Genomic DNA, 23,940 nt, shown 5'->3' on the forward strand with positions numbered 1-23,940 from the left:
AACTAATCGAAATGAAATATTTCTTCTTTATAATAGCAGGGATCCTTTTTTCTATAAACAGCTTTGGACAACGGAAAATCTCGTTACCGTTCTCCTCCTCTTATAACGAAGATGCAACTATCCTTTTGGGTATACAATACAATGTAGTCGTACAGAGTTACCAACTACAATTAAAGAAAGACTGGCAAAAACATCGTATTGACTATGGTGATACAGACCTTAACAGCCTCGGCGAACTAAAGAGCATACAGTCCAAACCAAGTATTGGTTTTTCAGTAGGAATACCTGTCGATATACGAGCAAATGAAAATTTATATTTCACCTTCAATCCTTCTTTCCTGTTTTTTAACGGTCTAGGAATCGAGTATCAATCTACAGGGGCAAAACCGGAATGGGAAGGTAAAAGTATCACGAGAAAACAGCGACATGTGATTAACTCTGCTGAGGGATCCAACTTCAATGCATTTGAATTTCCTCTCTCAGTTAAATTCCGTTCGGACGAAAAGATATTAAAGAACAAATTCAATAGATACAGAGCTTACCTCATAGGTGGTGCCAGATACACGAGATGGATTGGAGTCAATGGAGAATATAAAGGGATACTCCAACAAAATCCTGAATCCATAGCCCCCTCGCTTGTTATGAAACCAGGATACTTATCTTGGGAAGCAGGCTTAGGAGCGGATATTTTCTTCGCCTACTTTAAAATGTCCCCTGAGATAAAATTCAACCAAAGCTTTGGAAATGTATTCGACCCAGGTCATAAATTAGCGCAAGACAACAATAGCTTTATGACCCCTATCGACAAAGGATTGATACGTAATATATATGTGAGCCTAATTTTCCAATAAGGACGCCATTGTCTGAAAAGGAAGAGTAGAAAAAACTTGTAAAACAATAAGACGATGAGAACAGTATTAATAACAGGGGCTAGCTCGGGCATTGGGGCGGCTTGTGCACGGGTATTGGCAGGAGAAGGTTATAAGCTTCTATTATGCGCGCGCCGGGCTGACCGACTGGAAGCACTCCGTAATGAAATCCACGCACAGTATCCTGATATCGACATTCATACTTTTACGCTGGACGTACGCGACAATGAAAGAGTCAAAGAAGCGATCAACTCCCTACCATCAGAATGGCAGAAGGTGGATGTTTTAATCAACAACGCTGGTCTAAGTCAAGGACTTGACGCATTGCAAGATGGAGATACTGATGATTGGGATCGCATGATTGATACAAACGTAAAAGGCCTTCTCTATGTCAGTAAAGCCGTAATTCCTTTATTAAAAGAAAGCCAACAGGCACATATTATAAACCTTGGGTCTATTGCTGGTAAAGAGGTTTATCCTAATGGAAATGTGTACTGTGCAACTAAACATGCCGTAGACGCACTAAACAAAGCTATGCGCATAGATTTACTACCTTTCGGAATTAAAGTTACTGCAATAAATCCTGGAATGGTCGAAACGGAATTTTCGGAAGTTCGCTTTAAAGGAGACAAAGAGCGGGCTAAAAATGTGTACAACGGTCTCGTACCTTTATCGGGCTTAGATATTGCGGAAACAATTAGTTTTGTACTTTCCCGCCCTGCACACGTCAATATCAACGATCTGTTAATCATGCCGACAGCACAGGCAACAGGCACAGTAGTAGTTAGAAAATAAATTAAACCCTTATAATAATGTCATTAGAACTAAAAATAAATCAAGATATCAAATCGGCTATGATCGCTAAAGATAGCGTACGTCTGAGAGGCCTTAGAGCGATCAAAGCAGCAGTATTGCTAGCTAAAACAGAAAAAGCCGGAATAGAGGAACTAGATCAAGACACAGAAATCAAAGTGTTGCAAAAATTAGTAAAGCAGCGTAAAGAGTCTGGCGAGATCTATAAAGAACAAGGACGTGAAGATTTGTTCCAGATTGAATTGGAAGAACAGCAAGTTATTGAAGAATATCTTCCAAAACAACTAGACCGTAGTGAGGTAGAGTCTATCATACGCACTATTATTACAGAAACTGGTGCTTCTGGAATGAAAGATATGGGAAAGGTCATGGGATTAGCCAATCAAAAACTAGCCGGACAAGCGGATGGGAAAACGATTTCGGAACTTGTAAAAAGTTGCCTTTCTTAGACAAAAGAGATACTTACCTATTCTATAAATAGAAAAGAGAACTTGATTAGTTCTCTTTTCTATTTTCTCTACTTCCGTACATCTTATCTCTCTCAAAAGAAGCAATATGCCTTTCCTTCTTAGGAGGATAAATATCTTCTAACGTGATGAGTATCCCGGTCTCTTCTACCTCTCCAAATTCATCATTCATCGCTGTACCGAAAGTCATCATCGTCGGCGAGAGGTTCATATACGTATTAATGAGTGGTGGAATATTCTCTCCAAAATCCCGAACATGTTTATTCAACACCTTGTATCCATCTTTATAGGATAGCCCATCAAAAATCCCTAAAAACGGAGTTATATCGGTCTTATATCCTACCAAGAGATCTTCATAGGGTCTCACCATCCTGTTCTTGTCCGGGAAATAGCATTCCATGAAATACAATAACAGGTCTCGTGCCTGCGCATTGAAATGTGCATACATGGTAACTTTTCCAAATAGATACTTAATATCTGGATTGATGACGACTAATGCCCCGAGTCCATCCCAAAGATTGTCCAATGAAAAGAGTCCTTTTCTGTTATCAATTGAGGGTTGGTATTTAGGTTGTACCCAAGAACGCCCCAACTCAATTGTATAAGGAAGATAATTATTTATAAAATCATCTGAAAACTCAAAATAATGCAAGGTAGAAAGATGAATATTTCCTTCCTCATCCTGAGCATGATCGCAACGAATCACACGATATCCCGCGATAATCTCTTCATCTTCTGGATTCCAGGCTATTAATTGATCGTAATTATGCTCACATGTGTCATTTTCATCAATATCAAGGGCAAGACCAGTTCCTCCCCCTGCTCCGCGGAATGTCAATTCTCGCAATCTTCCTATCTCCCGCATGATATTTGGAGCAGAATGATAATTCACTAGGTAAACTTCATTATTTCCATTATTGGTATAACGTAGAAAAGCCTTTTCGATTAACTCTGCTTTGATCAATCCCCTATCTACTGGGGCAATTATTTCTTCCATACAATTATTTCTCCGTCTTCAATTCGTATACCAGCTGTCTTGTATAAGCAGCCCATTGTCTTTCATTTTTTGAAGTATCAAAAAACGTATATGGAATTTTCTTCCCAATTTTAATAACTACTCGTTGATTACGTTGGGCAAAAAATTCATCAGCCAAATACAACATTTCAACATTAAACTTTACGCCTAGCTTTGCTCTCCATCTCGAAAGATTATAGAAAAAACTTGAGTTTTTCCCATCAATATAGACTGGAATAACATCTTTTTTATATTTCTTAGCTTTTGAAACAAAGCTCTTTTTCCATTCTAGGTCTTCAATCTTACCATGAATCTTTCGGGAAACAAGTCCAGCCGGGAATACCAAAAGAGCGTGCTCTCCTGCATAAGCTTCCTCGATTGCAGCAATAGCATTTTTATCTTGCCCACCGATTTTATTCACACCTACGAACAGGGGTTGTAAATTTCCAACATTCATCAAGATATCATTAACTAAGAACTTGACATCCCTCCTATAGCGTCCAATAGCATGCATAAAAGCTATGCCATCTAAGCCACCTAATGGGTGATTAGAAGCGAAGATAACTGCCTCGGAATCTGGAATATTCTCTTCTCCCTCTAAAACCACTTCTACTCCCAAATCAGCAATTAATGCATCCACAAAGTCCAATCCCTGTAAATCTCTGAAACGATACATGATGTCGTTTATTTCGCTTTCATGTATGGTTCGTTCCAAATAACTTAGGAGTGGACCTGGTATCCATTTAGCAAGTCCTGGACTTTTTTTTCGTATGACTTCCCTTACTTGTATGAACTTATCTTTTTCTATCGCCATCGTTTTTTGAAAGCACGGGGCACCCCCTATTTCGTGAAGCGTAAAAATAAAAAAATAAAGCTGTATCTCGTTAAGAAAAATACATTTTAAAACAAGTTTCTTGTGTTTTATAGCTATTTTTGAGTGAAGATTAAACGTTTCCATATAATTAAAGGTTTAATAACTAAAATAGTAACTATGTTTATCGGGCAGTACATATCCACTGATTATCATGAGGTTTTACATACAGACACTGTAGAATTCGTATTAGAGAAGATGAGCGAAAGTCACTCTAAGTTTCTAGCTGTTGTCAAAGGGAATGTTTTTCATGGTTTGGTCTCAGAAGAAACACTACTTGACCAGACCGATTTACAAATACCTATAGAAGATTTAAAGATACATTTTAAATCTGTTTATCTTTTTGATTATCAACACATATACGATGCACTTCAAGTCATAACAACCTACGATTATTGCTTTATTCCGGTCTTGAATAAAAAACATGAATATATTGGTGTTTTGACTAAGCAGGATCTCTTAATTGCTCTTAATGAAACCTTAGGAAATGATGAAGGAGCCATTATTGTTCTTGAACTTGGTATGCGTGACAATGCGCTTTCGCACATCGCCCGGATTATTGAAGCTGAAAACACCAACATTCTCAGTACAGCAATCCACCGTCTGCCCGAGTCTTCCAAATTAGAAATGACCATAAAAGTCAACAAAACAAATATTGCAGCGGTAGTTTCTTCCTTATGGCGAAATGATTATGTCGTTAAGGCAACATTTCGTGACGGAGGACAACAGTCTGACATACAAGACCGTTATGACCTTTTGATGAATTATTTAGATTTATAACCTATTCTTTGCACCTTTGTGATTTAGAAACAGCACTATAGCAATGGAGCAGACGAAAATTGCAATCTTTGGTAGAATATTCAATTCGACGGTGATCCCCTATGTCGACCATTTATTTAATTATCTAACCCAACGAAATATTCTAATTTCTGTACATGTAGAGTTTTATGATTTTTTATTAAAAAACAACTTCTCCAGACAAAATCTAGAAACGTTCACCAATCATGAGGATCTCCCCAAAGACATTAGTTTTTTATTAAGTTTAGGAGGCGATGGTACCATGCTAGCTGCGGTCTCTATAATTCGAGATTCGGGCATACCAATAGCAGGAATAAACTTTGGTCGACTGGGCTTTTTGGCTAACATCCAGAAAAACGAGATAGAGGCTGCCCTGGATCAAATACTAAACAAACAATTTAAAATCCAAAAAAGAGCATTGCTGTCAGTCGAAAGTAGCCACAAGGAACTTTTTAACGGAGAAAACTTTGCATTGAATGATATTACTGTATTTCGTTTCGATAGCTCATCGATGATTACCATCGATGCGAAAATAGATGACGAACTTCTCAACTCCTATTGGGCCGATGGTCTTATCATAGCTACACCAACAGGATCAACAGCTTATTCGCTAAGTTGTGGCGGGCCGATTATTATGCCAGGAAGCGGTAACTTTGTAATCACACCAATCTCTCCACACAATCTAAATGTCCGTCCAATTGTTGTGTCTGAGAACATGACACTGAAACTGCGTATAGAAAGTCGAACTGAAAAATTCATACTGAGCTGTGACTCGAGGAGTGAAACTCTCCCTACCGTTGCAGAACTAATCATACGAAAAGCACCATTCAGCATCAATCTAATCCGTCTAGAGAAAGATGGATACTTCCGAACACTGCGAGAAAAATTGCTCTGGGGAATTGATGTCCGTAATTATTAAACTATATAAGTGATTTAACAAAAATTAAGGTTACACTATTATTGCAAAAACTTTATCTTTACAACCAAAATCAGTAAAGTTGATTAAAATTCGTATAGCTATATTAACCATATTGTCTTTCGTACTGTCGGGTGTCCATGCGCAACAGTATGAATTTGGCGTGTCCGGAGTAGGCACGGGCTATATGGGGGATATTAATACCACAAATCCCTTTTATTTCAAAAACTTAGGGGCGGGATTATTTGCAAAATATAACTTTAACCCAACCTGGGGTGTTAGATTAGGATACAATCATTTGTATCTATCAGGTAGCGATAGGGATTTTAACAATGCTAATCAAAAACAACAAAATTTTCAGTTTAATAATACACTATCTGAACTAGCGCTCACTGCGGAATTTAATTTCTTCAAATATATCGCAGGTAGAGAACTAAACAGGTACACACCTTATATAGTAGCCGGAGTTGCCGGAATCATGCATGATCCCTATGTTAACTACGGCTCTAAAAAAATACGGTTACGTGAGCTAGAACTTGAAGCCGATGAAAAGGGAAATGCTGTTACGTTTTCTAAATTTGCACTATCTATTCCGATTGGAGCTGGCTTCAAATACAATATAAAAGGCCCATGGTCTATCGGAGCTGAAGTGATTTATCGCACGGTCCTAAGTGATAATATCGATGCTGTAAGCCAATATTACTTAAGTCCGGGTAACATTTCGGCACGCACTTCAATTCCCAATGGCTTGACTAAAGAAGATTTAACTTTTTTAGCAGACCCTAGTGATGGAAAACTGATGATAAATGCGGGAAGAGCTCGTGGAGATGGAAAAAAATTTGATGGTTATATGACTGCAGGAGTTACACTGACTTATACAATAATTAGTAAAAAGTGCTATTGGTGGCAGTAATAGTTTAGTAAAATCAATGAGTGTTAAAGATAATATAGACCTTAAAAACCTACCTCGCCATATTGCTATCATTATGGACGGAAATGGACGTTGGGCAAAAGGTCTGGGTAAATTAAGAGTGTTTGGCCACAAGAATGGTGTTACCGCTGTCCGAGAGGTACTTGAAGGCAGTATAAATCTAGGAATTCCCTACCTAACACTGTATGCATTTTCTTCGGAGAACTGGAACCGACCAAAGTTGGAAGTTCAGGCACTAATGGAGTTACTAATAAATTCGTTGAATAAAGAACTCAAAACATTTCAAAAGAATGGAGTTAAGCTCAACGCTATAGGTAATATCAATGATCTACCAAGTAATGCAAGAAAAACGCTAATGGAAACCATGGAAGCTACGCGTGACAACACGAGATGTACGCTGAGCCTGGCGTTGAGTTATGGAGGTCGTACTGAAATTTTAGAAGCTACTAAACGCATCGCCCAACAAGTGAATAATAGCACTTTAAATGTAGATGAAATTACAGAACAGGTTTTTGCGCAGAACTTATACACTGCCGATATCCCTGATCCAGATTTGATGATCAGAACAGGAGGCGAATACCGTGTAAGTAATTTTTTATTGTGGCAACTGGCTTATACCGAACTAATCTTTTCTCCTAAAATGTGGCCAGAATTCGATAGAGAAAACTTGTTTGAAGCTATTTATGATTTCCAGATGCGTGAAAGAAGGTTTGGAAAAACCAGTGAACAACTATAACACCACACCAAAAACAAGGATAACTACATAAAATACAACAAGTTATCGTAATTATACTTTTAACAAAAATTAACAAGAGTTTGATGTACTTTAGCATCCATAATAACAAGTAAATGAAGCAACTATATATACTAACAGCAGCGTTTTTTTTGTTGAACATCTCTTCTACGTTTGCTCAAATAGGTAATCGTGGTCCGATCAATCTTTCGGACCCAGATGAGTTTTCTTATCTACAGCCTAAAGATTACATCATCGGAGGAATCACTGTAAAAGGGGCGCAATACTTGGATACGGATGTATTAATTACGATTTCTAAATTGGTCGTTGGTCAGTATATTGAAGTACCTGGCGAAGCTACTGCTAGTGTTATTAAAGATTTGATGGCACAAAACCTATTTGAAGATGTGCAATTGTGGGCTACCCGAATTGACGGCGAAACTATCTTTTTTGAAATCCGTGTACAAGAGAGACCACGATTGACACGAATTGACATCAAAGGATTAAGCAAATCTCAGACAGAGGAGGTAAACAAGCGTTTGAACTCCAGCTCTGGACGTATCGTCAATGAGAATCTTATTCAATCTACAAGATCCACCATACAACGCTTTTTAAGAGAAAAATCTTACCTCTATCCTGATATTAAAATAAGTACGCTTAAAGATTCTGCTCAGGCCAACAATGAAATCTTAAATGTAAATGTCGAGAAAAACAAAAAGATTAAAGTAAATAAAGTTCTTTTCACTGGAAATGAAACATTTACTAATTCGGAGCTGACTAAATATCTAAAAGGTGTAAAGCCACGTAAATGGTTCAGAATATTTGGCCCAGGTAAATTTAAAGATGATAAGTATAAAGAAGCTAAAGAAAAACTAGTAGCAAAACTACAAGACAAGGGATATCGTGATGCCCAAATACTGTCTGATAGCGTATATCGCTTTGGCGAAAAAGAAGTACGTATTAACATGGACGTTTATGAAGGTCCCAAATATTACGTAGGAAATATCGACTGGACAGGAAATACGCGCTATAAAGATTCTATCTTAAATATCTTACTAGGTGTTCAAAAAGGGGATGTCTACAGTGAGGAAAAGTTGAATGCTAAACTTACTGGACCTACCCGCAACAGTGATGACATTAGTGCACTCTATCAAAATGATGGATACCTGACATTTAATATTAATCCGGTAATCAAAAAGATATACAATGATACAATCGATCTAGAAATACAGATCAGTGAAGGAAAACAATATACAATCAATAATGTTATCGTAAAAGGTAATGATGTCACAAATGACCGTGTAGTATTACGATCAATATATACGAAACCTGGACAAAAATACTCTAGGGAATTAATCATGCGTAGTATACGTGAGATTTCCCAATTGGGTATGTTTGACGAACAAAAAATAACTCCAGACATCCCCTCTTCAACGATGAATCACGAGGAAGGTACTACAGATGTTGTATTCAATGTAGTAGAAAAACCTTCAGATCAAGTCGAGTTATCAGGAGGTTATGGTGCAGGACAGATTATCGGTACACTTGGTCTTACGTTTAACAACTTTTCGACAAGCAATTTCTTTAAGAAAGATGCTTGGAAACCACTACCACGTGGTGATGGCCAGAAACTAAGCATACGTGGTCAAACTTCCGGTAAGCGGTATCAATCGTATAGTTTTTCATTCTCAGAACCTTGGTTAGGCGGTAAAAAACCTATTTACTTTGGATTAAGTGCTTATACTTCGAACTCCTCTTATGGCGGTTTCAACTACTATACAGGCGAGCAGATGGTAAAAGATTCGGAATTGCAACGTATCTGGATGACTGGTGTGACAGCCTCTTTGGGTAAACGTCTACAATGGCCGGACAACTATTTCCAAATCAATAGTTCATTATCATTCCAACGCTACAAGTTACAGAATTACGGTAACTACTTCTTGTTCTCAAATGGTACGGCCTATAACCTTAACTTTACGCAAGAGATCAGTCGTAACTCAATTGATGCTCCAATCTACCCGACATCAGGATCACACATTCGACTATCGGTACAGTTGACGCCTCCTTATTCTTCTTGGAACAACATCAATTATAAGACAGATCCAGAAGAGGTGCGCTACAAATGGACAGAATACCATAAATGGAAATTTGATTCTCAGTGGTATATGAAAGTAGCTGGTAAACTCGTTGTGAAGACTCAAGCTCAATTCGGTTTCTTAGGAAACTACACCAACCGTACAGAGACCTCTACATTTGAGCGCTTTAAACTAGGTGGTGACGGTATGCAGGGATTTGACTTCTTGCAGGGATCTGAGATCATTGCTATGCGTGGATACGCCAATGGTACGATTATTCCAGAATCAACTGGAAATGGAAACCAACGAATTGCAATCAATTCCGGTAGCCCTATCTATGCTAAATATCAGATAGAATTACGACACCCGATTATGTTGAATGACCAAGCGACAGTCTTTGCCTTGGCTTTCGCTGAAGCAGGTAATACTTGGAATAAATTCTCAGAAGTAAACCCATTTAAAGTGCGTCGTTCTGCAGGTGTAGGTGCTCGTATATTTTTACCTATCTTTGGTATGTTAGGTATCGATTACGGCCACGCGTTCGACCCTATTCCTGGAATGCGTTCAAGTGAATGGAAACAAAGTTTCACATTTAGTATCATGCAAAACATGGGAGGTTTTTAATATTTAAACTTTTTAGTATAATTGTTGTCATAGAAATATGATAAAAAGGTTAAGAATCATTAAATAGAAAAATAATACAGAGATGAAAAAGATATTCGCAATTTTAGCTTTTATAACTTGTAGCATTAGCGCTTCCTTTGCGCAACGTGTAGCTTATGTAGACTCGGAATACATCTTAAAACATATTCCAGAATATGTATCAGCACAAAAACGGTTAGATGACCTATCTGTACAGTGGCAAGGTGAAGTTGATAAACAATACGGGGAGATAGAGCGACTTTATAAAGCTTATCAAAATGACCAAGTATTATTAAACGATGACATGCGTAAAAGACGTGAGGATGAAATTGTCAATAAAGAGAAGCAAGTAAAAGACTTTCAAAAGCAAAAATTTGGTTACGAAGGAGAACTTTTCCAAACCCGAGTACGTTTAGTAAAACCGATTCAGGAACGTGTCGCCAAAGCTATTCAGGATATCGCAACGAATCAGGGTCTTGATCTTGTCTTAGACAAAGGCAGTGAGGTGACTTTTCTTTTTGCGAGTCCCAGACTAGACAAAAGCAACGATGTAATCACGAAATTAGGTTTTAAACCAGATCCAGCTTTAGCAGAGAAAGCACAATAACAGTAAAAACTAATTTATTAACAATAGAGAATTATCAAAAAATTACATTTTGTAATTGTAGAGTTTAACATGAAAAGAATGAAAAATTTAGTAAAAGGAGCAATTTTAGCTGTAGGATTATTTGCGGGGGTACAAGTAGCGAGTGCACAACAAAAAATCGGACACGTCAATGCTGACGATGTATTTCAAGCTACGACAGAGTTTAAGGCTGCTCAAGAGCAGTTGAAAGTATTGAGTGATGCCAAGCAAAAAGAGTTAGAAGGAATGTATGCTGAGCTTCAAAAGAAGGAAAAAGAAGCTAACGACCTCATGTTAAATCAAAGCGAAGCAAATAAAACAGAAACACAGACAAAATTACAAACTATAGGTCAAGAGTTTCAGCAGATGCAAACTCGTGTACAAGAAGTACAGAAAGTAGCCCAAGAAGACATCGGTAAAAAACAACAAGAATTGATGGCTCCTATTCAAACTAAATTGATGAATGCAATCAATGCAGTAGCTAAGGAAAAAGGTTACGCTTATATCTTTGACATTGGTTCTGGCGCTGCGGTATATTACCAAGGCGGAGAAGATGTTACTGCTGACGTAAAAGCAAAGCTAGGTATAAAATAATTTAATAGTTATATCTATTTTAAAAGGCGGTTTTATAAAACCGCCTTTTTTGTGCCTTATAAATTTCACTTTGTATAGACTAGTTTACAATATTTTTTTTACAATGGTTAGGCATCAATTATGATAAAAAAATCATTAAATTAGCTATGTTAACGTACACGAACACTAAATTATGGAAGAATTATTTGATGTCATTGTGGTTGGCTCTGGTATTTCAGGAAGCTGGGTTACTAAAGAATTTTGTGAAAAGGGCCTCAAAGTTCTCCTTCTCGAAAGAGGGCGACAGGTAGAACACATTAAGGACTATCCTACTGCTATGCTCGACCCTTGGCAATTCTCTAATGCTGGCTCTGTTAGTCTCGATAAAAAGAAAAACAACCCTTTAATAAGTAAACACTATGCCTATAGCGAGGCTACCTCGCACTTCTATATTACAGATGATGAACAAGCTTACATTCAAGAAAAACCTTTTGATTGGATAAGAGGCTATCAAGTCGGAGGTAAATCTTTGCTTTGGGCGAGACAAACACAACGTTGGAGCCAATTCGAATTTGACAACCCAAAAGATTTTAAGACACCAGTCTATTGGCCTATAGGATATAGCGACCTATCATCATGGTATAATCATGTAGAAAAATTTGTGGGTATATCTGGCAAGAAAGACGGCATTGAAAATCTTCCTGATTCTGAAGTCGTCGGTTCCTTTGAAATGAATTCGGTAGAAAGTCATATCTCTGAAGCCATACGCAAAAATTTTCCAAACCGATTTCCTATTATCGGTAGAACTGCCAATCTAGCGCAGATTACAGATACGCAGAAAAAGCAAGGAAGAGGCCAATGTATGGCACGATCACTCTGTGAAAGAGGTTGTCCTTTCGGAGGCTATTTTAGTGCTAATTCCTCGACTCTTCCTGTGGCCAAAAAAACAGGAAACTTAACGCTGAAAACAGATAGTATCGTCGAGAAAATCATTTATGATGATCAATTAAAAAAGGCTACTGGTGTACTGGTCATCGATGCACATACAAGAGAAAAAAAGCAATATAACGCTAAAATAATTTTCCTTAATGCCTCCACATTAAACTCAAACTTAATATTGCTAAATTCTACTTCGCCTCGCTTCCCCAATGGATTGGGAAATAACAGTGGAACATTAGGTCGTTATATTGTATTTCATAACTACAGAGGTAAAATACAAGCTAAAATAGCAGGCTTTGAAGACAAATATTATTACGGAAAACGTCCTACTCAGGTATTCATCCCCGCATTTGAAAATATCAAAACTAAAAACCCAAACTTTGAGGGTTCCTACCTAATCGCCTTTAGTGCTCACCGCGATGGATGGAAACGTCCTCTAGATACCCAGGTCGGTCCGCTATTCAAAGATAGTCTCTCCGAACCGGGTGAATGGACTGTCAGTATGATGATGCAAGGTGAAGTAGCTCCAATTTTCGAAAATCATGTCCGACTAAGCGAAGAAAAGGACAAATATGGCTTACCAAAATTAATAACATCTATAGGCTATTCTGATAATGACGTGAATATGATGCAGCACTTCTTCAAATCTGGCCATGAAATGCTTGAGAAATCGGGATGTACAGATATTAAAATAATAGATCAGCACCTCGAACTGGGCAGACAGCCGGGATTAGAAGTACATGAAATGGGCGGAGCACGCATGGGAGATGATCCTGCTTCTTCTGTACTCAACAAGTACAATCAATTACATGATTGTCTAAATGTATTTGTAACCGATGGTGCGTGTATGGCAAGTGCAGGAAATCAGAATCCTTCCTTAACCTTTATGGCGCTCTCAGCTCGTGCGGCAAACTATGCTTTTGAACAACTAAAGGAGGGGAAACTCTAAATCATGAATAAAGCCCCAATAACTCCAATTTGTTATCGGGGCTTAAAATTAGTTTTTAATCAATCCATTTTTAACAGCATCCCACAATCCTTTCTTCAAGGGATTATACCGAGGCACAGTAACATGGCAGACATCAAAGACAAGTACACCTCCATTAGAACGATTGTACATATAATTAATCGCTTTACTGATATCTTCCTCCGAATCATAGCTTACATTTCCTACATCAATACCTGAGTATACCTTCATTTTATTCCTTGTGATATACTCTATACCATTCATTGAGCCTTCTATACTCCACCAATGATACTTTAGGTGTGCTGTGGCGGGGTTATCTTTTAGATAAAGTTGTTTGAAATAATTACCAGAAAAGAAAAGGTCTAACTGTTCTGCATATCCCGTTTCTTTGTAACCGGGTGTAGCAAAAGAAGAAAAAGTCAATTCTTCATCATTAAAAGGGTCATAAGTCTCACTTGCAAAGTTATTACCTTGTTTATAATAGGTATTATACCAGGCTCCGGAATAAGCTCCTAACTCGACATGAGGAGCAACTGATTTTAGTTCTTGCTTAGCTTTTGCGAAAAAATCTTTAAGCACGTTGGCCCTAAAATGCAACCATTTCTTGAAATATTTGCCTGTGGAATTAGGTTCTACACTACCTTCTACAACTTTCCAGGAATTAACAATATCCTTAGGAAAGTCCATATACTTAGCCTGATTATCGTTGTATTTCTCTTCTAAAAACTGAATAAAAAGCTCCTTACTCAAATCCGAAAAATCGGCATCTATACCTCTATATCTACAATAATCCAAAACAATTCCATCGGGGTTAAATTTTGTTGCCATTTCTTTGATAATATTGACAGTCAATTGCTGAACCTCTGGAGCTGCTGGATTAAGAAATACATTACCTCCAGTTTGTGATATGGGAACTCTGCTTCCTGATACGTTCATCACCATGGACTCATATTTTTTGAAGCCAGGATTACTATAGACATAACCGACTCCCGTCGTAGTATTTCCGTAGACAAAGGTATTCATTGCTAAATAAACCTTCATTTGTCGACTCCTCGCTTCATTAAACATAAACTCTACATAATCTGACAACATATTCAACCCATTGTAAGACGACAGTTTTTCTGTATAGTTAGACTCATATAGGGTAAAACCTGTATTATGTTTAACATCAATTACCAATCCATTAATTCCAACGTATTTCAAACTATCCAATATCAATTTAATATCATTCTTATCTCTAAAACGTCCCGGGCTTTGGAAAACATTTGCCATTGCATCTACCCAGACAAAAGCATTATGACCTGGAGACCATTTTTCAACAAATTCAGTCTCTATGGGAGGTAAAGTCGTAGTAGATACATCTTTACAACTTTGAAACATATTACCCAGTAGAGTAACTATTACGATCATAACTGATATCATCAATATTCTATTTTTTGCTTTCATATCCATATAATTAGTTACCGTATCTAATCGAACATCGGTTTAATTCATTCTATTATTAACTTATCCCTATTTATCTGTAATCTAATTTGTCTTTATTTTTCTGAATACACTGTAAATTCGTGTGCCCATATACCATATCCCGTATGTAACATATAAACTTGCATGCGATCACCTCCGTGTGAATATCCTACTGCAATATCCCCCGTACCTGGTCCTGTCGTAGAAAGTGGGGAAATCAGTGTTTCTGAATTGAACACATTAAAAGTCGGATACTGAGAGGATGAATTAGCTGTGCTAAGCATAACAGGATTAGTAATATCAAACATTGAAAGGCCCATTCTCCTCAGTGTATAATTAGAGAAATACCTTCCAAGAAAAGTATAAATTGCATTATTAAACCTTCCTATTGCTATGGCATTCATAAAAGTTGTATTCGTCCTATTCTGTAGACTCACTGCGTTAAGCTGATTGTTTGTAAGCCCGTCCATATAGGAAAAGTCATTTTGCTGTCCCAATAAATAATTAGACGTTATTGTTGGATTCAAATAATGCACTTCAGGATAATAACCAATATTACTTCCTGTAAAACCGGACATTGTCACCAGTGTGGGGGTTTGTGAAGTAAGGACACCATTTTTTATTTCCCATCTATAAAATGATTTGGTACGAGACACAGGAGAGGTTATAATTGCGTTTCCATTCAAGTCTCCAGTAATATTAAGACGTCTCCCCGTACTTCTATCTTCCACAGTTAACAAAGGATTATTATTTGTGGCATTTATCAATAGTACAGGATTTGTATCAAATGGGTCTGTATATTTATAAATACGGATATTTCCACCCCACGGGGCTCTATTGATTGCTAAAAGATTTCCTTTCTCATCAGCAACAAGCTGATTGGATTGACTGAGCGCCCCGCTTGCTTGATTAAAAGGCATATACATATTACTTACAAACTCTCCCGTAAACCTATTAAATATGCGATACTCAGTACTACCTGCTGTACCGCTCCTCGTAATAATAAGGTAATCGCCACTTACAGCTATACAGGATTCAGCATCTCCTGCAAATCCCCATTCTGATCCCTCTTTTAGCCATAATCCCCTATTAATTCCAAAACCATAAGGTAATTTTATCGGCTCCATGACTACTAGCTTATAATCTTTTTTAGTGTTACCTGGAGCCGAAACGGTAAAAACAGTTGGAGTATTAAGATTTATTAAAGCTCCTGATTCGATGGATGAGGTAGCATGTTTGTTCAATTTAAACGTAAATATAGAACTGGACATATCCAATCCAGGGAGCGCAAAAAAGCGAATTTCATCATTTACTAAAATCCCATCTATGGCCTGTTGTTCACCACCTTGCATATAGGTTATTCTTGCTTCCGAAATGCTTACATCTCCTACTTTTTTTGCACTAATGGTATATTTTTTTTCAATTCCACTCCCTGAAGTCACACTAAAGACCAAAGGTTTAGTAAGATCCATAGCTTGTCCAAATGGAACAGATATCTTTGCATCCGACGAGACTGTTGCTCTCAAAAATATCTTTTGGAGGTCTGTTTCATAATCGCTATCTGTAGGATAATAATAAGGGAGATCAAAATAAATTGTATCATTACTATATCTAGGCTCAAACATCCTTTTTGGTCCAGAACCTTCTATATTTGCAAAAATATCGGATATCAATGCTTCTTGTCCCCGTATTACGTCTACATCCTTATCACAGGAATGAAGCACTACACAGAAAAGCAAGAGAAAGTATATTGTTATCTTTTTCATTATCTCTTCAATTAATTACCAACCGTAAATTTGTTTCAATGTAGTATTACGCTGTATCTCAGCTACAGGAATAGGTATATAGTACATTCTATGGATAAACTCTCGATCCTTTTCATCACAGGAAACCGTTTCATAGGACTTTAAATTCCCAACACTTGTAATCTTATGCCCTGTAAATCTTACCTTATTCAGCTCAAGATGTGCCAACCTCCATCTCCTTAAATCCCAATAGCGATGCCCTTCAAATGCGAGCTCTACCTTACGTTCATGCATTATAGCCTTAAAGAGTTGCTCCTTCGTATTGGCGACAACTTCTGGAAGGTCGCGTTTTCTACGTAACATGTTGAGCGTATTCTTCCCTTCAGATAGCCTCCCAGACAATATCTGCGCTTCACTAAGTATTAATAGAACTTCAGCATACCTTATTTCGTGCCAACTCTGTGTGCTTCTATTTTGAACAAAACTTGTATTATTGGGATCTAAAAATTTCCGAGCATAATAACCTGTTATCGTATTTCTAGGATCGGTCGTAGTCCCCGCTAGAACAAAACCATCATCTCCTCCCCCTTCGGTCGTGTTTAATATTCTTCCTTTCCATGTAGCTCCATTATAAAGAATTGTAGCATAAAAGCGAGGTTCACGATTCTGATAAGGATTGGCTGCGTGTACAGGGTTTGACCAATTAAATTTACTTCCATCAGCCATTTCAAATTCATCTACCATCTCGGCCGTGGGTACTCCATAAACTAATGCCTGCCCTAGCGCATCTCCAGGAGGTACAAAGCCTAAATCATACTGATGTGTAATAAATTTAGTAACATAATTAATCCTGAAAATAGACTCTTTATTGTCCGACGTAGTGAAAATCTTAGCAAAATTACTTTCAAGATCATAATACCCCTCATTAGCCAATTGCTCTACCCCCTTGGCTGCAGCAATAGCATTATCATAATATGTTTTTGCCTTTTCCACCGAGATTCCGGTCTTGGAATCCTCGTTGTAAAGTTTTCTATCAAACTCCGCTATTGATGCCGCGTATAGCCATGTTCTCGCCAACATAGACAAGGCAGCCCCTCGGGTTACTTTCCCCTCAAAATTACCCCCACTAACAGTCTTCCAGCTCTTGGGTAAATATTCGGATGCAAATGCAAAATCCGAGGCTATAAAATTCCAACAGTCGTCTTCCGAAGATCTATCATTACCTAAAGAAGAATGAGCTTCAATAGTATCGATAATAGCAAAACTACCATGAATTCGCCCCAACCAAAAGTAAATATACCCCCGTACGAACCGAGCTTCAGCCTCATACGCCAATCGCTCGTTATCAGTGATTTTAGCATAATTATTCAACCCGAACAAAAACTCATTAATCCGACGTATACGCGTATAAGCTGCAGCCCAATAGCTAATTCCCGGACTGGTAGCAGTATAACGTGAGGCATCAGAAGCTAGAATATTTACGGTACCTCGTCCCGCAGAATTAGATGTATACTTCATCAGATCGGTCAATGCATCTGTTGCATTATCATTTCCAATAAAAGATAATCTACCAAATTCAAATTTTCGGAATTCTTCATAAAATCCGTTTAAGTACAGCTCTATGCTGCCTTTGCTATCCCAAATTACTTCTTCCGTATAACGATCTGTAGGGACCAGATCAATTGAACATGAGCTGACAAAGAATAATGTAGCCGTTAAAATTTTAATGATATTCTTTTTCATGACTATTCTTTATTTAAATATAACCGAAGCACCAAATGCAAATAACCTTTGTTGAGGATAAAAACCATTGGTAACATTAGGCATCTCGGGATCAAAATATTTTAAGTGGTCCCATGTGAAGAGATTAGATGCTGTGAAATGTAATCGCACTCCACCTAGCTTCGCTTTTTCTACAAGGTGCTTAGGCAATGAATATCCGAGCTGAGCAGATTTAAGTCTCAAGTAAGCCCCATTTCGCAGATATCCTGAATTCGCATGTGCATTATGAGCTCCCAACGTTGCTTTTCCAGCGGTAAGGCGAGGAAATTCAGCATTCGGATTATCTGTACTCCAAGAGTTCTCTGCTAAAAAATAGGGCGTATTTCCATTTTGATAAAAAGTACGGGACATCACCGTAAATGCGTCGATATCATTCGTTCCTGAAGACCCCTCGTATGGGCCTGACAAAAGTACACTAGATAAAGCGGCACCTTGGAAAAGTGCAGAAAAATCGAATCCCTTGTACTGTAAATCCAAATTTAACCCAAACATCATTTCTGGCATATTGCTGCGGCCAATAAATGTCATATCATCTGCCCTTGTTATCCGACCATCGTTGTTCAAATCTCGGTATTTGTAGAACCCAGGAGCGATAATACCACCTGAAGGAGAAACAGCATCTTTTGTTTCCTCCCAATTCTGATAAATACCATCTACTATAAAACCTAATTTTTCGCCATAAGAACGTCCAACTGTACGTTGCCACTCAGGGAGATTTTCACTTTCTCTTCTTGAAATAATTTTATTCTTTGCCCAATTAAAATTTCCAGTCAATGCATACCTGAACTCATCTATTTTGTCCGAAAACCGTATCTGAAAGTCCACACCTCTATTCAACATCTCACCATCATTTACTGTAGATGGGTAGTAACCTCCCATAGTTGGCGGATACAAGCCGGATGCTGAATTCAAAATGTCTACCGTATTTCTATAGAAAAACTCTATATCAACCCCCAATTTATTATCTAAAAACTGCGTCTCAAGCCCAAGATTATGTGTTGTTGAAGTTTCCCAAACCAAATCCTCATTGGGAGGAGCACTTGTTGAAAGTGATGATACTGGATTTCCCCCCAAGACATATACAGGATCTGTTGATAAAAGATAACTCTGCAAATAAGGATAATTGGAGTTCACTTTATCATTTCCTGTTCTACCAAGGGAATACTTCAATTTTAAAAAGTTAATAAAAGTCACCTTTTCTTTAAAAAAGGATTCATCAGACATGATCCATCCAAGTCCAATACCAGGAAACATATCCCACCTATTTTTCTTAGCGAAATTGACAGAGGCATCCCAACGCGCTGCGGCTTCCAAGAGATATCTATTATTGAAAGTATAATTTAATCTAGCTACATATCCCGCTCTAGCCTCAACCGAACTTTTTCCGCTAGATGCCACAATATCCTCTAATGATGTACTTCCATAATCTATATCATGCAGACCTTCCAAAGGGAAATTACGCGCACCAGCGGAAAGATTTCCTGTTTTATATTTAGACCATTCATACAACCCTAAAAATTGCAAATCGTGTAATCCAAAAGATTTAGAGTAGTTAACATAAGGTCGAAATGTTATTCTATTGTTCTGATTATGTGCTTGGGTTAACGAAGTCTTAGTTATCCCAGGAACCGTTGACAACTCGACAAAAGAGCCCGTCTTTTGGTCTCTGGACCTTCCCATTAATTTATAAGGTTGCAACCAGCTTTTTGCTTCCAAACTGTTCTTGTCATAAGCTGTTAATAATTGAAGATCTAATCCATCGACTCCGGGGACCGAAAACTTCAAATTTACATCGCCTTGAAATACATGATTATCTCTATTTTGATAACCCGAATGCTCCACTGATGCTAGTGGGTTAATCCACCCTGGCGAACTATTGTATGCTGTATAAACTCCATTTTCTGCATACATAGGTAAGTTAGGCAACATCATTGCTGCCTGATAAAAAGGATTGAGATAGGATGTATTATCGGGTGAAATACCAGGAGTCCTTCCTATTTCTGCACGATAGGTAAGATTAAGATCAGCAGTCAATAGGTTAGTAAGTTTTGAAGAAACATTCGTACGGACATTGTAGCGTTTGAAATTTGTATTTTTAATCACTCCCCCCTGATCCAAATGAGATAGTGATGAAAAATATCTAGATTTCTCATTACCACCTGATATAGAAATGGAGTGATGTTGCGATTTGCTATTATTTTCTAATAACTCCCCTACCCAATCCGTTTGACCGAACAACGGGTTTGTATTGGTACCGTCATATATGGACCGGATCAACTGAGGACCATAGGTATATGGGACTGGATCTCCATTTTGATGCAACAAATAATCATTGTCCATATCTACTCCTTTATTATACCAAAGCATATAATCTACAGCATTAAGAAACTTAGGAAAACGCGTATTCTGGCCTATCTGAAAAGATCCTTCGTAGTTTATCTTAGTATCATTGGCATTACCTTTTTTCGTGGTAACTAGGATAATACCATTTGTGGCTTGAAGACCATAAACAGCAGTTGATACCGCATCTTTAAGAATAGAAATATTTTCTATTTCCGAAGGATCTAGGTAAGCAAATGATGCCCTTTGAACTCCATCAATAATAATCAAAGGTGCTTGCGATCCGGCATAAGAATTTCGTCCACGTATCTGAAAAGATGCATTATCTGCTCCTGGTCTTCCTGATTGTTGCAAGGCTGTCAACCCAGGCAAACGTCCAGCTAAAACATTAGTCAAATTCATAGCTGGAGCCTTTTGCAGCTCTTCCCCATTTATTTGACTCACAGACCCCACCACATTTCGTCTTTTCTGTATACCATATCCCACCACCACGATTTCGTCCAGATATTGGTCTTCGACAGTCAAAACGATACGCTGTCCATCTAAATTACGGACGGTATACCTAAGAGAACTATATCCCATCAATGAAAATACGAGTTCATGCCCCAATTGAACACCAGATAGCTCAAAGCGTCCATTTTCTTTTGTCGCTGATGTTGTCCCCGTTGTCTGATTCCGAATCGTGACACCGGCCAAGGCCGCTCCTGACTGATCCGTTACCGTACCCGAAAACATCTGTTGACTTATCGATTCTTCTCTAATTCCTAACATGGTATTAAAGGACTTTTTTACGACAATGGTTCCATCATGCACCTGATAGCTAAGTCCGCTATTCTTAAACAAAACATCCAATACAGATGTCAAAGAAGCATTCTTTACGTCTAAATTTATCGTTCGATCATTCTGTAACACTTCTTCTGGATAGACAAATCTATATCCAGTTTGCTGTTTTACAGCCGAAAAAGCCTCCTCAATAGTTTTATTCTTCAGTTTCAGGGAGAGCGTCTGTGCTAATCCTTTAGACATCACATTCAGACTTGTGATGGTAATAATTATAATAATCAATTTCATTACAAAGATGATTTTGAATAGATAGGCACAACGGTCTCGATACCGTTGTCGCATACAAATATTATGCATACTTTTGTATAGATTAAGGTTTAATAATTAAATAATTAACGCATTTAGTATAGCCTTGTCTGTATACTGAGGGTATTGCCTTACCCTCAGTTTTTCGACACTCGTTTCATACTTTCTTATATCATATCGTTAGGTTTTTAGTGATTTATTTCTGTTTTATAATCAGTTTTCGGTTATCAACCAGCACTTGGTAGGGTGTCAGATCATTCAAAATGGCACATACCTTATCTATCGATGCGCTCTTTTTAATACCTCCCATATATTTCTTATCGGCCAAAGGTGTACGAATATCTAAATCCAAACGATACCAACGGGCTATATCTTCTAATACCTCTCTGATTGCCTTGCTGTTAAAATAGAAGTATCCCTCCTTCCAAGCTAAGGCCTCTTCTATATCTGCAACTCTGACTTCGATTCCAGCTTGGCTACTTACAGTCTCATAACCGGCATTAATAGTCTTCGATCCGGCACCATTGGTTACTTTAATCTTTCCCTCAGTAAGGATAGTCTTTATTTTGCCTTGGTATAAATGTGTGTTAACATTAAACGCTGTTCCCAATGCTTCAACCTCTACACCTTGAACATCAACTTTAAAAGGCTTATATGCATCTTTAGCAATCTCAAAATAAGCTTCTCCTCTAATTTTCACTCTCCGCTCATTACCAGTAAAAAAGGACGGATACTCTAATTCAGAGTCCGCATTTAACCAAACTTTAGTTCCGTCAGAAAGCTGCACATGATAAGTTCCTCCTAGAGGTATCTGCAAAATATGTCGTTGAGGGGTGGTACTTTTCACTTCACTGTAGTCTAACATATCATTGAGCGACTGTATTTGAATTTCTCCATCTACAACAGTATGATTACCGCCTGCTTCCAAAATGATTTTAGAGCCATCGGAAAGTGTCAATACCGCATTATCAGTCCCGGGAAGTATTGCATCGATGTGATTTTCCGATATCAAGGATTCCACATCATGTTTAACGGCAAAGAGTCCTGCCCCTACTATACTAATAGCCAAAATAGAAGCCGCTATTGCCCACCATCTTCTCATACTTTTTGTAGTATTCCGCATTGATTGCCTTCGGGTTAGTATCTCCTGCCAATCCTTTTCTAGATCCAACGACTGGTATTGGGATATTTTACTATTGATCCGATTCATAGATCGGTCTGGATCCTCTAGCCAAGACTTCAGATAAGGAAACTTTTCGGACAATAATTCCAGCTCCTTCGTTTCTTCAGAAGAAAGCGTATTTTCCAAATACTTCGTTACAAGTTCAGCTGCTCTTATTTGCTGTTGATCCATTGGTTAGTTCCAGTAAAAATGACATAATTCCTTCCACCTATCTCCTCCTTAATACTAAGACACGCATGCCTTCATAAAGGATGAAAAGAAATGAAAATATTTTTAAGAAAATTCAAATTAGTTCTCTACAAGAAACAGATAAGCAAAAGTTTAATCGTATTAATCAGAGGTTCAAGCCTTACTCGCAACAGTTCTACGGAGCGTCGTTTTTGAGTTTTGATTGTATTCACAGATACACCGCACAGTTCCGCGGCCTCATCATTGGATTTACCTTCCAAATAGGTCAGGCGACAGACTTCTTGACATGATTGGGGGAGTTTTTTTATCGCCCTATGCAAACTATTAATTGTCTCCGCATAGATTAACGCATCCAAAAGCCGTATGTCAGACTCCTCTTCCCACTCCCCTTGGTTATGGTGACCATTCACCACTTTCAAGTGTCTTAAATGATTTAAGGAAGCATTCTTTACGGCACTATACAAATAGCTTTTAAGTTGGTTTTCCTGCTCTGGCAGGTCTTTTTCTCTTTCCAACAATTTGAGAAAGACATCCTGAACAACATCTAAAGCGGTCTCCCTACAGTCTATTAAATGCGTTGCAAACTCTACAAGCGCAACATAATACTGTACGAAAAGTGCTTTAACGCGCGATTCTGTAAAGGTTTTGTCCATCACTTCAAATTTATAATCTCTATGGTTAGTAGAATCAAATGTAAGTAATAGAAAATAAAATAGCAACCTATTCCTCTTGACTCTAGGGCAAACGCACCTAATTTTCCAGTATTTTGAGTTAATAGCCCTTACCCCACCCTACAATGAATCTTAATTCGTTCATACTTCTTTTCTTCGAAGTTGATTTTTGGTTTCCGGCCTATTACTACGTTAAGAGAGTGAGCCTAAGTAATCCACGTTACACTAGTTCAAGCCAATTAG

General features: G+C 37.9%; 19 protein-coding genes. 11 read left to right on the forward strand and 8 right to left on the reverse strand.

Going from position 1 to position 23,940, the window contains the following annotated elements; genetic code table 11:
* Positions 1-11 precede the first annotated feature (11 nt).
* From JKG64_RS09255 to JKG64_RS09265, 3 genes are read left to right on the forward strand one after another with little or no spacing between them, the layout of a single operon-like run.
* Positions 12-851, forward strand: coding sequence for a PorT (locus JKG64_RS09255; protein ID WP_210353998.1), 840 nt, complete (start codon positions 12-14; stop codon positions 849-851).
* 54 nt (positions 852-905) lie between these two features.
* Complete coding sequence (locus JKG64_RS09260; RefSeq protein WP_210353999.1) at positions 906-1,664, forward strand: SDR family oxidoreductase; 759 nt, start codon at positions 906-908, stop codon at positions 1,662-1,664.
* A 17-nt stretch (positions 1,665-1,681) separates the two neighbouring features.
* A complete protein-coding gene (locus JKG64_RS09265) occupies positions 1,682-2,131 on the forward strand; it encodes a GatB/YqeY domain-containing protein (RefSeq protein WP_210354000.1) in 450 nt (149 codons plus the stop codon).
* Positions 2,132-2,177: 46 nt separating this feature from the next.
* Here the strand turns inward: JKG64_RS09265 and JKG64_RS09270 are convergent, their stop codons facing one another.
* On the reverse strand, positions 2,178-3,146 hold the full coding sequence (locus JKG64_RS09270; RefSeq protein WP_210354001.1) for a GNAT family N-acetyltransferase: 969 nt from the start codon (positions 3,144-3,146) through the stop codon (positions 2,178-2,180).
* 4 nt (positions 3,147-3,150) lie between these two features.
* Positions 3,151-3,978, reverse strand: a complete 828-nt coding sequence (locus tag JKG64_RS09275) for a 1-acyl-sn-glycerol-3-phosphate acyltransferase (RefSeq protein WP_210354002.1) — start codon at positions 3,976-3,978, stop codon at positions 3,151-3,153.
* Positions 3,979-4,155: 177 nt separating this feature from the next.
* On the opposite strand from JKG64_RS09275, the gene JKG64_RS09280 reads away from it, so the two are divergent.
* The 8 genes from JKG64_RS09280 to JKG64_RS09315 all read left to right on the forward strand — a co-directional run bounded on the left by JKG64_RS09280 (position 4,156) and on the right by JKG64_RS09315 (position 13,216).
* Positions 4,156-4,815, forward strand: a complete 660-nt coding sequence (locus tag JKG64_RS09280) for a CBS domain-containing protein (protein WP_210354003.1) — start codon at positions 4,156-4,158, stop codon at positions 4,813-4,815.
* Between the two features lie 43 nt (positions 4,816-4,858).
* On the forward strand, positions 4,859-5,752 hold the full coding sequence (locus JKG64_RS09285) for an NAD kinase (protein ID WP_210354004.1): 894 nt from the start codon (positions 4,859-4,861) through the stop codon (positions 5,750-5,752).
* Between the two features lie 79 nt (positions 5,753-5,831).
* Positions 5,832-6,662, forward strand: coding sequence for a type IX secretion system protein PorG (gene porG / locus JKG64_RS09290; RefSeq protein WP_246512514.1), 831 nt, complete (start codon positions 5,832-5,834; stop codon positions 6,660-6,662).
* A 16-nt stretch (positions 6,663-6,678) separates the two neighbouring features.
* Entirely contained in the window at positions 6,679-7,416 is a 738-nt protein-coding gene (locus tag JKG64_RS09295) for an isoprenyl transferase (protein ID WP_210354005.1), read from the forward strand.
* 113 nt (positions 7,417-7,529) lie between these two features.
* Entirely contained in the window at positions 7,530-10,112 is a 2,583-nt protein-coding gene (bamA, locus tag JKG64_RS09300) for an outer membrane protein assembly factor BamA (RefSeq protein WP_210354006.1), read from the forward strand.
* A gap of 82 nt (positions 10,113-10,194) precedes the next feature.
* The gene (locus tag JKG64_RS09305) at positions 10,195-10,737 is read left to right on the forward strand and encodes an OmpH family outer membrane protein (protein WP_210354007.1); all 543 of its coding nucleotides are present in this window, start codon (positions 10,195-10,197) and stop codon (positions 10,735-10,737) included.
* Between the two features lie 78 nt (positions 10,738-10,815).
* Positions 10,816-11,349 (forward strand): OmpH family outer membrane protein, encoded by a 534-nt coding sequence (locus JKG64_RS09310; RefSeq protein ID WP_210354008.1) that lies wholly within the window; start codon positions 10,816-10,818, stop codon positions 11,347-11,349.
* A 172-nt stretch (positions 11,350-11,521) separates the two neighbouring features.
* On the forward strand, positions 11,522-13,216 hold the full coding sequence (locus JKG64_RS09315) for a GMC oxidoreductase (protein ID WP_210354009.1): 1,695 nt from the start codon (positions 11,522-11,524) through the stop codon (positions 13,214-13,216).
* 48 nt (positions 13,217-13,264) lie between these two features.
* Here the strand turns inward: JKG64_RS09315 and JKG64_RS09320 are convergent, their stop codons facing one another.
* From JKG64_RS09320 to JKG64_RS09345, 6 genes are all read right to left on the reverse strand, one after another.
* The gene (locus JKG64_RS09320) at positions 13,265-14,680 is read right to left on the reverse strand and encodes a family 10 glycosylhydrolase (protein ID WP_210354010.1); all 1,416 of its coding nucleotides are present in this window, start codon (positions 14,678-14,680) and stop codon (positions 13,265-13,267) included.
* A gap of 92 nt (positions 14,681-14,772) precedes the next feature.
* Positions 14,773-16,464, reverse strand: a complete 1,692-nt coding sequence (locus JKG64_RS09325) for a DUF5018 domain-containing protein (RefSeq protein WP_210354011.1) — start codon at positions 16,462-16,464, stop codon at positions 14,773-14,775.
* Between the two features lie 15 nt (positions 16,465-16,479).
* On the reverse strand, positions 16,480-18,186 hold the full coding sequence (locus JKG64_RS09330; RefSeq protein ID WP_210354012.1) for a RagB/SusD family nutrient uptake outer membrane protein: 1,707 nt from the start codon (positions 18,184-18,186) through the stop codon (positions 16,480-16,482).
* A gap of 9 nt (positions 18,187-18,195) precedes the next feature.
* Complete coding sequence (locus JKG64_RS09335; RefSeq protein WP_210354013.1) at positions 18,196-21,636, reverse strand: TonB-dependent receptor; 3,441 nt, start codon at positions 21,634-21,636, stop codon at positions 18,196-18,198.
* 214 nt (positions 21,637-21,850) lie between these two features.
* Positions 21,851-23,008 carry a FecR family protein gene (locus JKG64_RS09340; RefSeq protein WP_210354014.1) on the reverse strand — a complete coding sequence of 386 codons (1,158 nt, stop codon included), beginning with the start codon at positions 23,006-23,008 and terminating at the stop codon, positions 21,851-21,853.
* A 125-nt stretch (positions 23,009-23,133) separates the two neighbouring features.
* Complete coding sequence (locus JKG64_RS09345; protein WP_210354015.1) at positions 23,134-23,679, reverse strand: RNA polymerase sigma-70 factor; 546 nt, start codon at positions 23,677-23,679, stop codon at positions 23,134-23,136.
* Between the last annotated feature and the right edge of the window lie 261 nt (positions 23,680-23,940).

The sequence above is a fragment of the Sphingobacterium tabacisoli genome (genome assembly GCF_017908035.1).
Classification (GTDB): Bacteria; Bacteroidota; Bacteroidia; order Sphingobacteriales; family Sphingobacteriaceae; genus Sphingobacterium; species Sphingobacterium tabacisoli.

Excerpts from the sequence above, each read along its gene's own strand:
- JKG64_RS09255 (WP_210353998.1), top strand. The coding sequence starts at position 12 with ATGAAATATTTCTTCTTTATAATAGCAGGGATCCTTTTTTCTATAAAC.
- JKG64_RS09260 (WP_210353999.1), top strand. The coding sequence starts at position 906 with ATGAGAACAGTATTAATAACAGGGGCTAGCTCGGGCATTGGGGCGGCT.
- JKG64_RS09265 (WP_210354000.1), top strand. The coding sequence starts at position 1,682 with ATGTCATTAGAACTAAAAATAAATCAAGATATCAAATCGGCTATGATC.
- JKG64_RS09270 (WP_210354001.1), bottom strand. The coding sequence starts at position 3,146 with ATGGAAGAAATAATTGCCCCAGTAGATAGGGGATTGATCAAAGCAGAG.
- JKG64_RS09275 (WP_210354002.1), bottom strand. The coding sequence starts at position 3,978 with ATGGCGATAGAAAAAGATAAGTTCATACAAGTAAGGGAAGTCATACGA.
- JKG64_RS09280 (WP_210354003.1), top strand. The coding sequence starts at position 4,156 with ATGTTTATCGGGCAGTACATATCCACTGATTATCATGAGGTTTTACAT.
- JKG64_RS09285 (WP_210354004.1), top strand. The coding sequence starts at position 4,859 with ATGGAGCAGACGAAAATTGCAATCTTTGGTAGAATATTCAATTCGACG.
- JKG64_RS09295 (WP_210354005.1), top strand. The coding sequence starts at position 6,679 with ATGAGTGTTAAAGATAATATAGACCTTAAAAACCTACCTCGCCATATT.
- bamA (WP_210354006.1), top strand. The coding sequence starts at position 7,530 with ATGAAGCAACTATATATACTAACAGCAGCGTTTTTTTTGTTGAACATC.
- JKG64_RS09305 (WP_210354007.1), top strand. The coding sequence starts at position 10,195 with ATGAAAAAGATATTCGCAATTTTAGCTTTTATAACTTGTAGCATTAGC.
- JKG64_RS09310 (WP_210354008.1), top strand. The coding sequence starts at position 10,816 with ATGAAAAATTTAGTAAAAGGAGCAATTTTAGCTGTAGGATTATTTGCG.
- JKG64_RS09315 (WP_210354009.1), top strand. The coding sequence starts at position 11,522 with ATGGAAGAATTATTTGATGTCATTGTGGTTGGCTCTGGTATTTCAGGA.
- JKG64_RS09320 (WP_210354010.1), bottom strand. The coding sequence starts at position 14,680 with ATGAAAGCAAAAAATAGAATATTGATGATATCAGTTATGATCGTAATA.
- JKG64_RS09325 (WP_210354011.1), bottom strand. The coding sequence starts at position 16,464 with ATGAAAAAGATAACAATATACTTTCTCTTGCTTTTCTGTGTAGTGCTT.
- JKG64_RS09330 (WP_210354012.1), bottom strand. The coding sequence starts at position 18,186 with ATGAAAAAGAATATCATTAAAATTTTAACGGCTACATTATTCTTTGTC.
- JKG64_RS09335 (WP_210354013.1), bottom strand. The coding sequence starts at position 21,636 with ATGAAATTGATTATTATAATTATTACCATCACAAGTCTGAATGTGATG.
- JKG64_RS09340 (WP_210354014.1), bottom strand. The coding sequence starts at position 23,008 with ATGGATCAACAGCAAATAAGAGCAGCTGAACTTGTAACGAAGTATTTG.
- JKG64_RS09345 (WP_210354015.1), bottom strand. The coding sequence starts at position 23,679 with ATGGACAAAACCTTTACAGAATCGCGCGTTAAAGCACTTTTCGTACAG.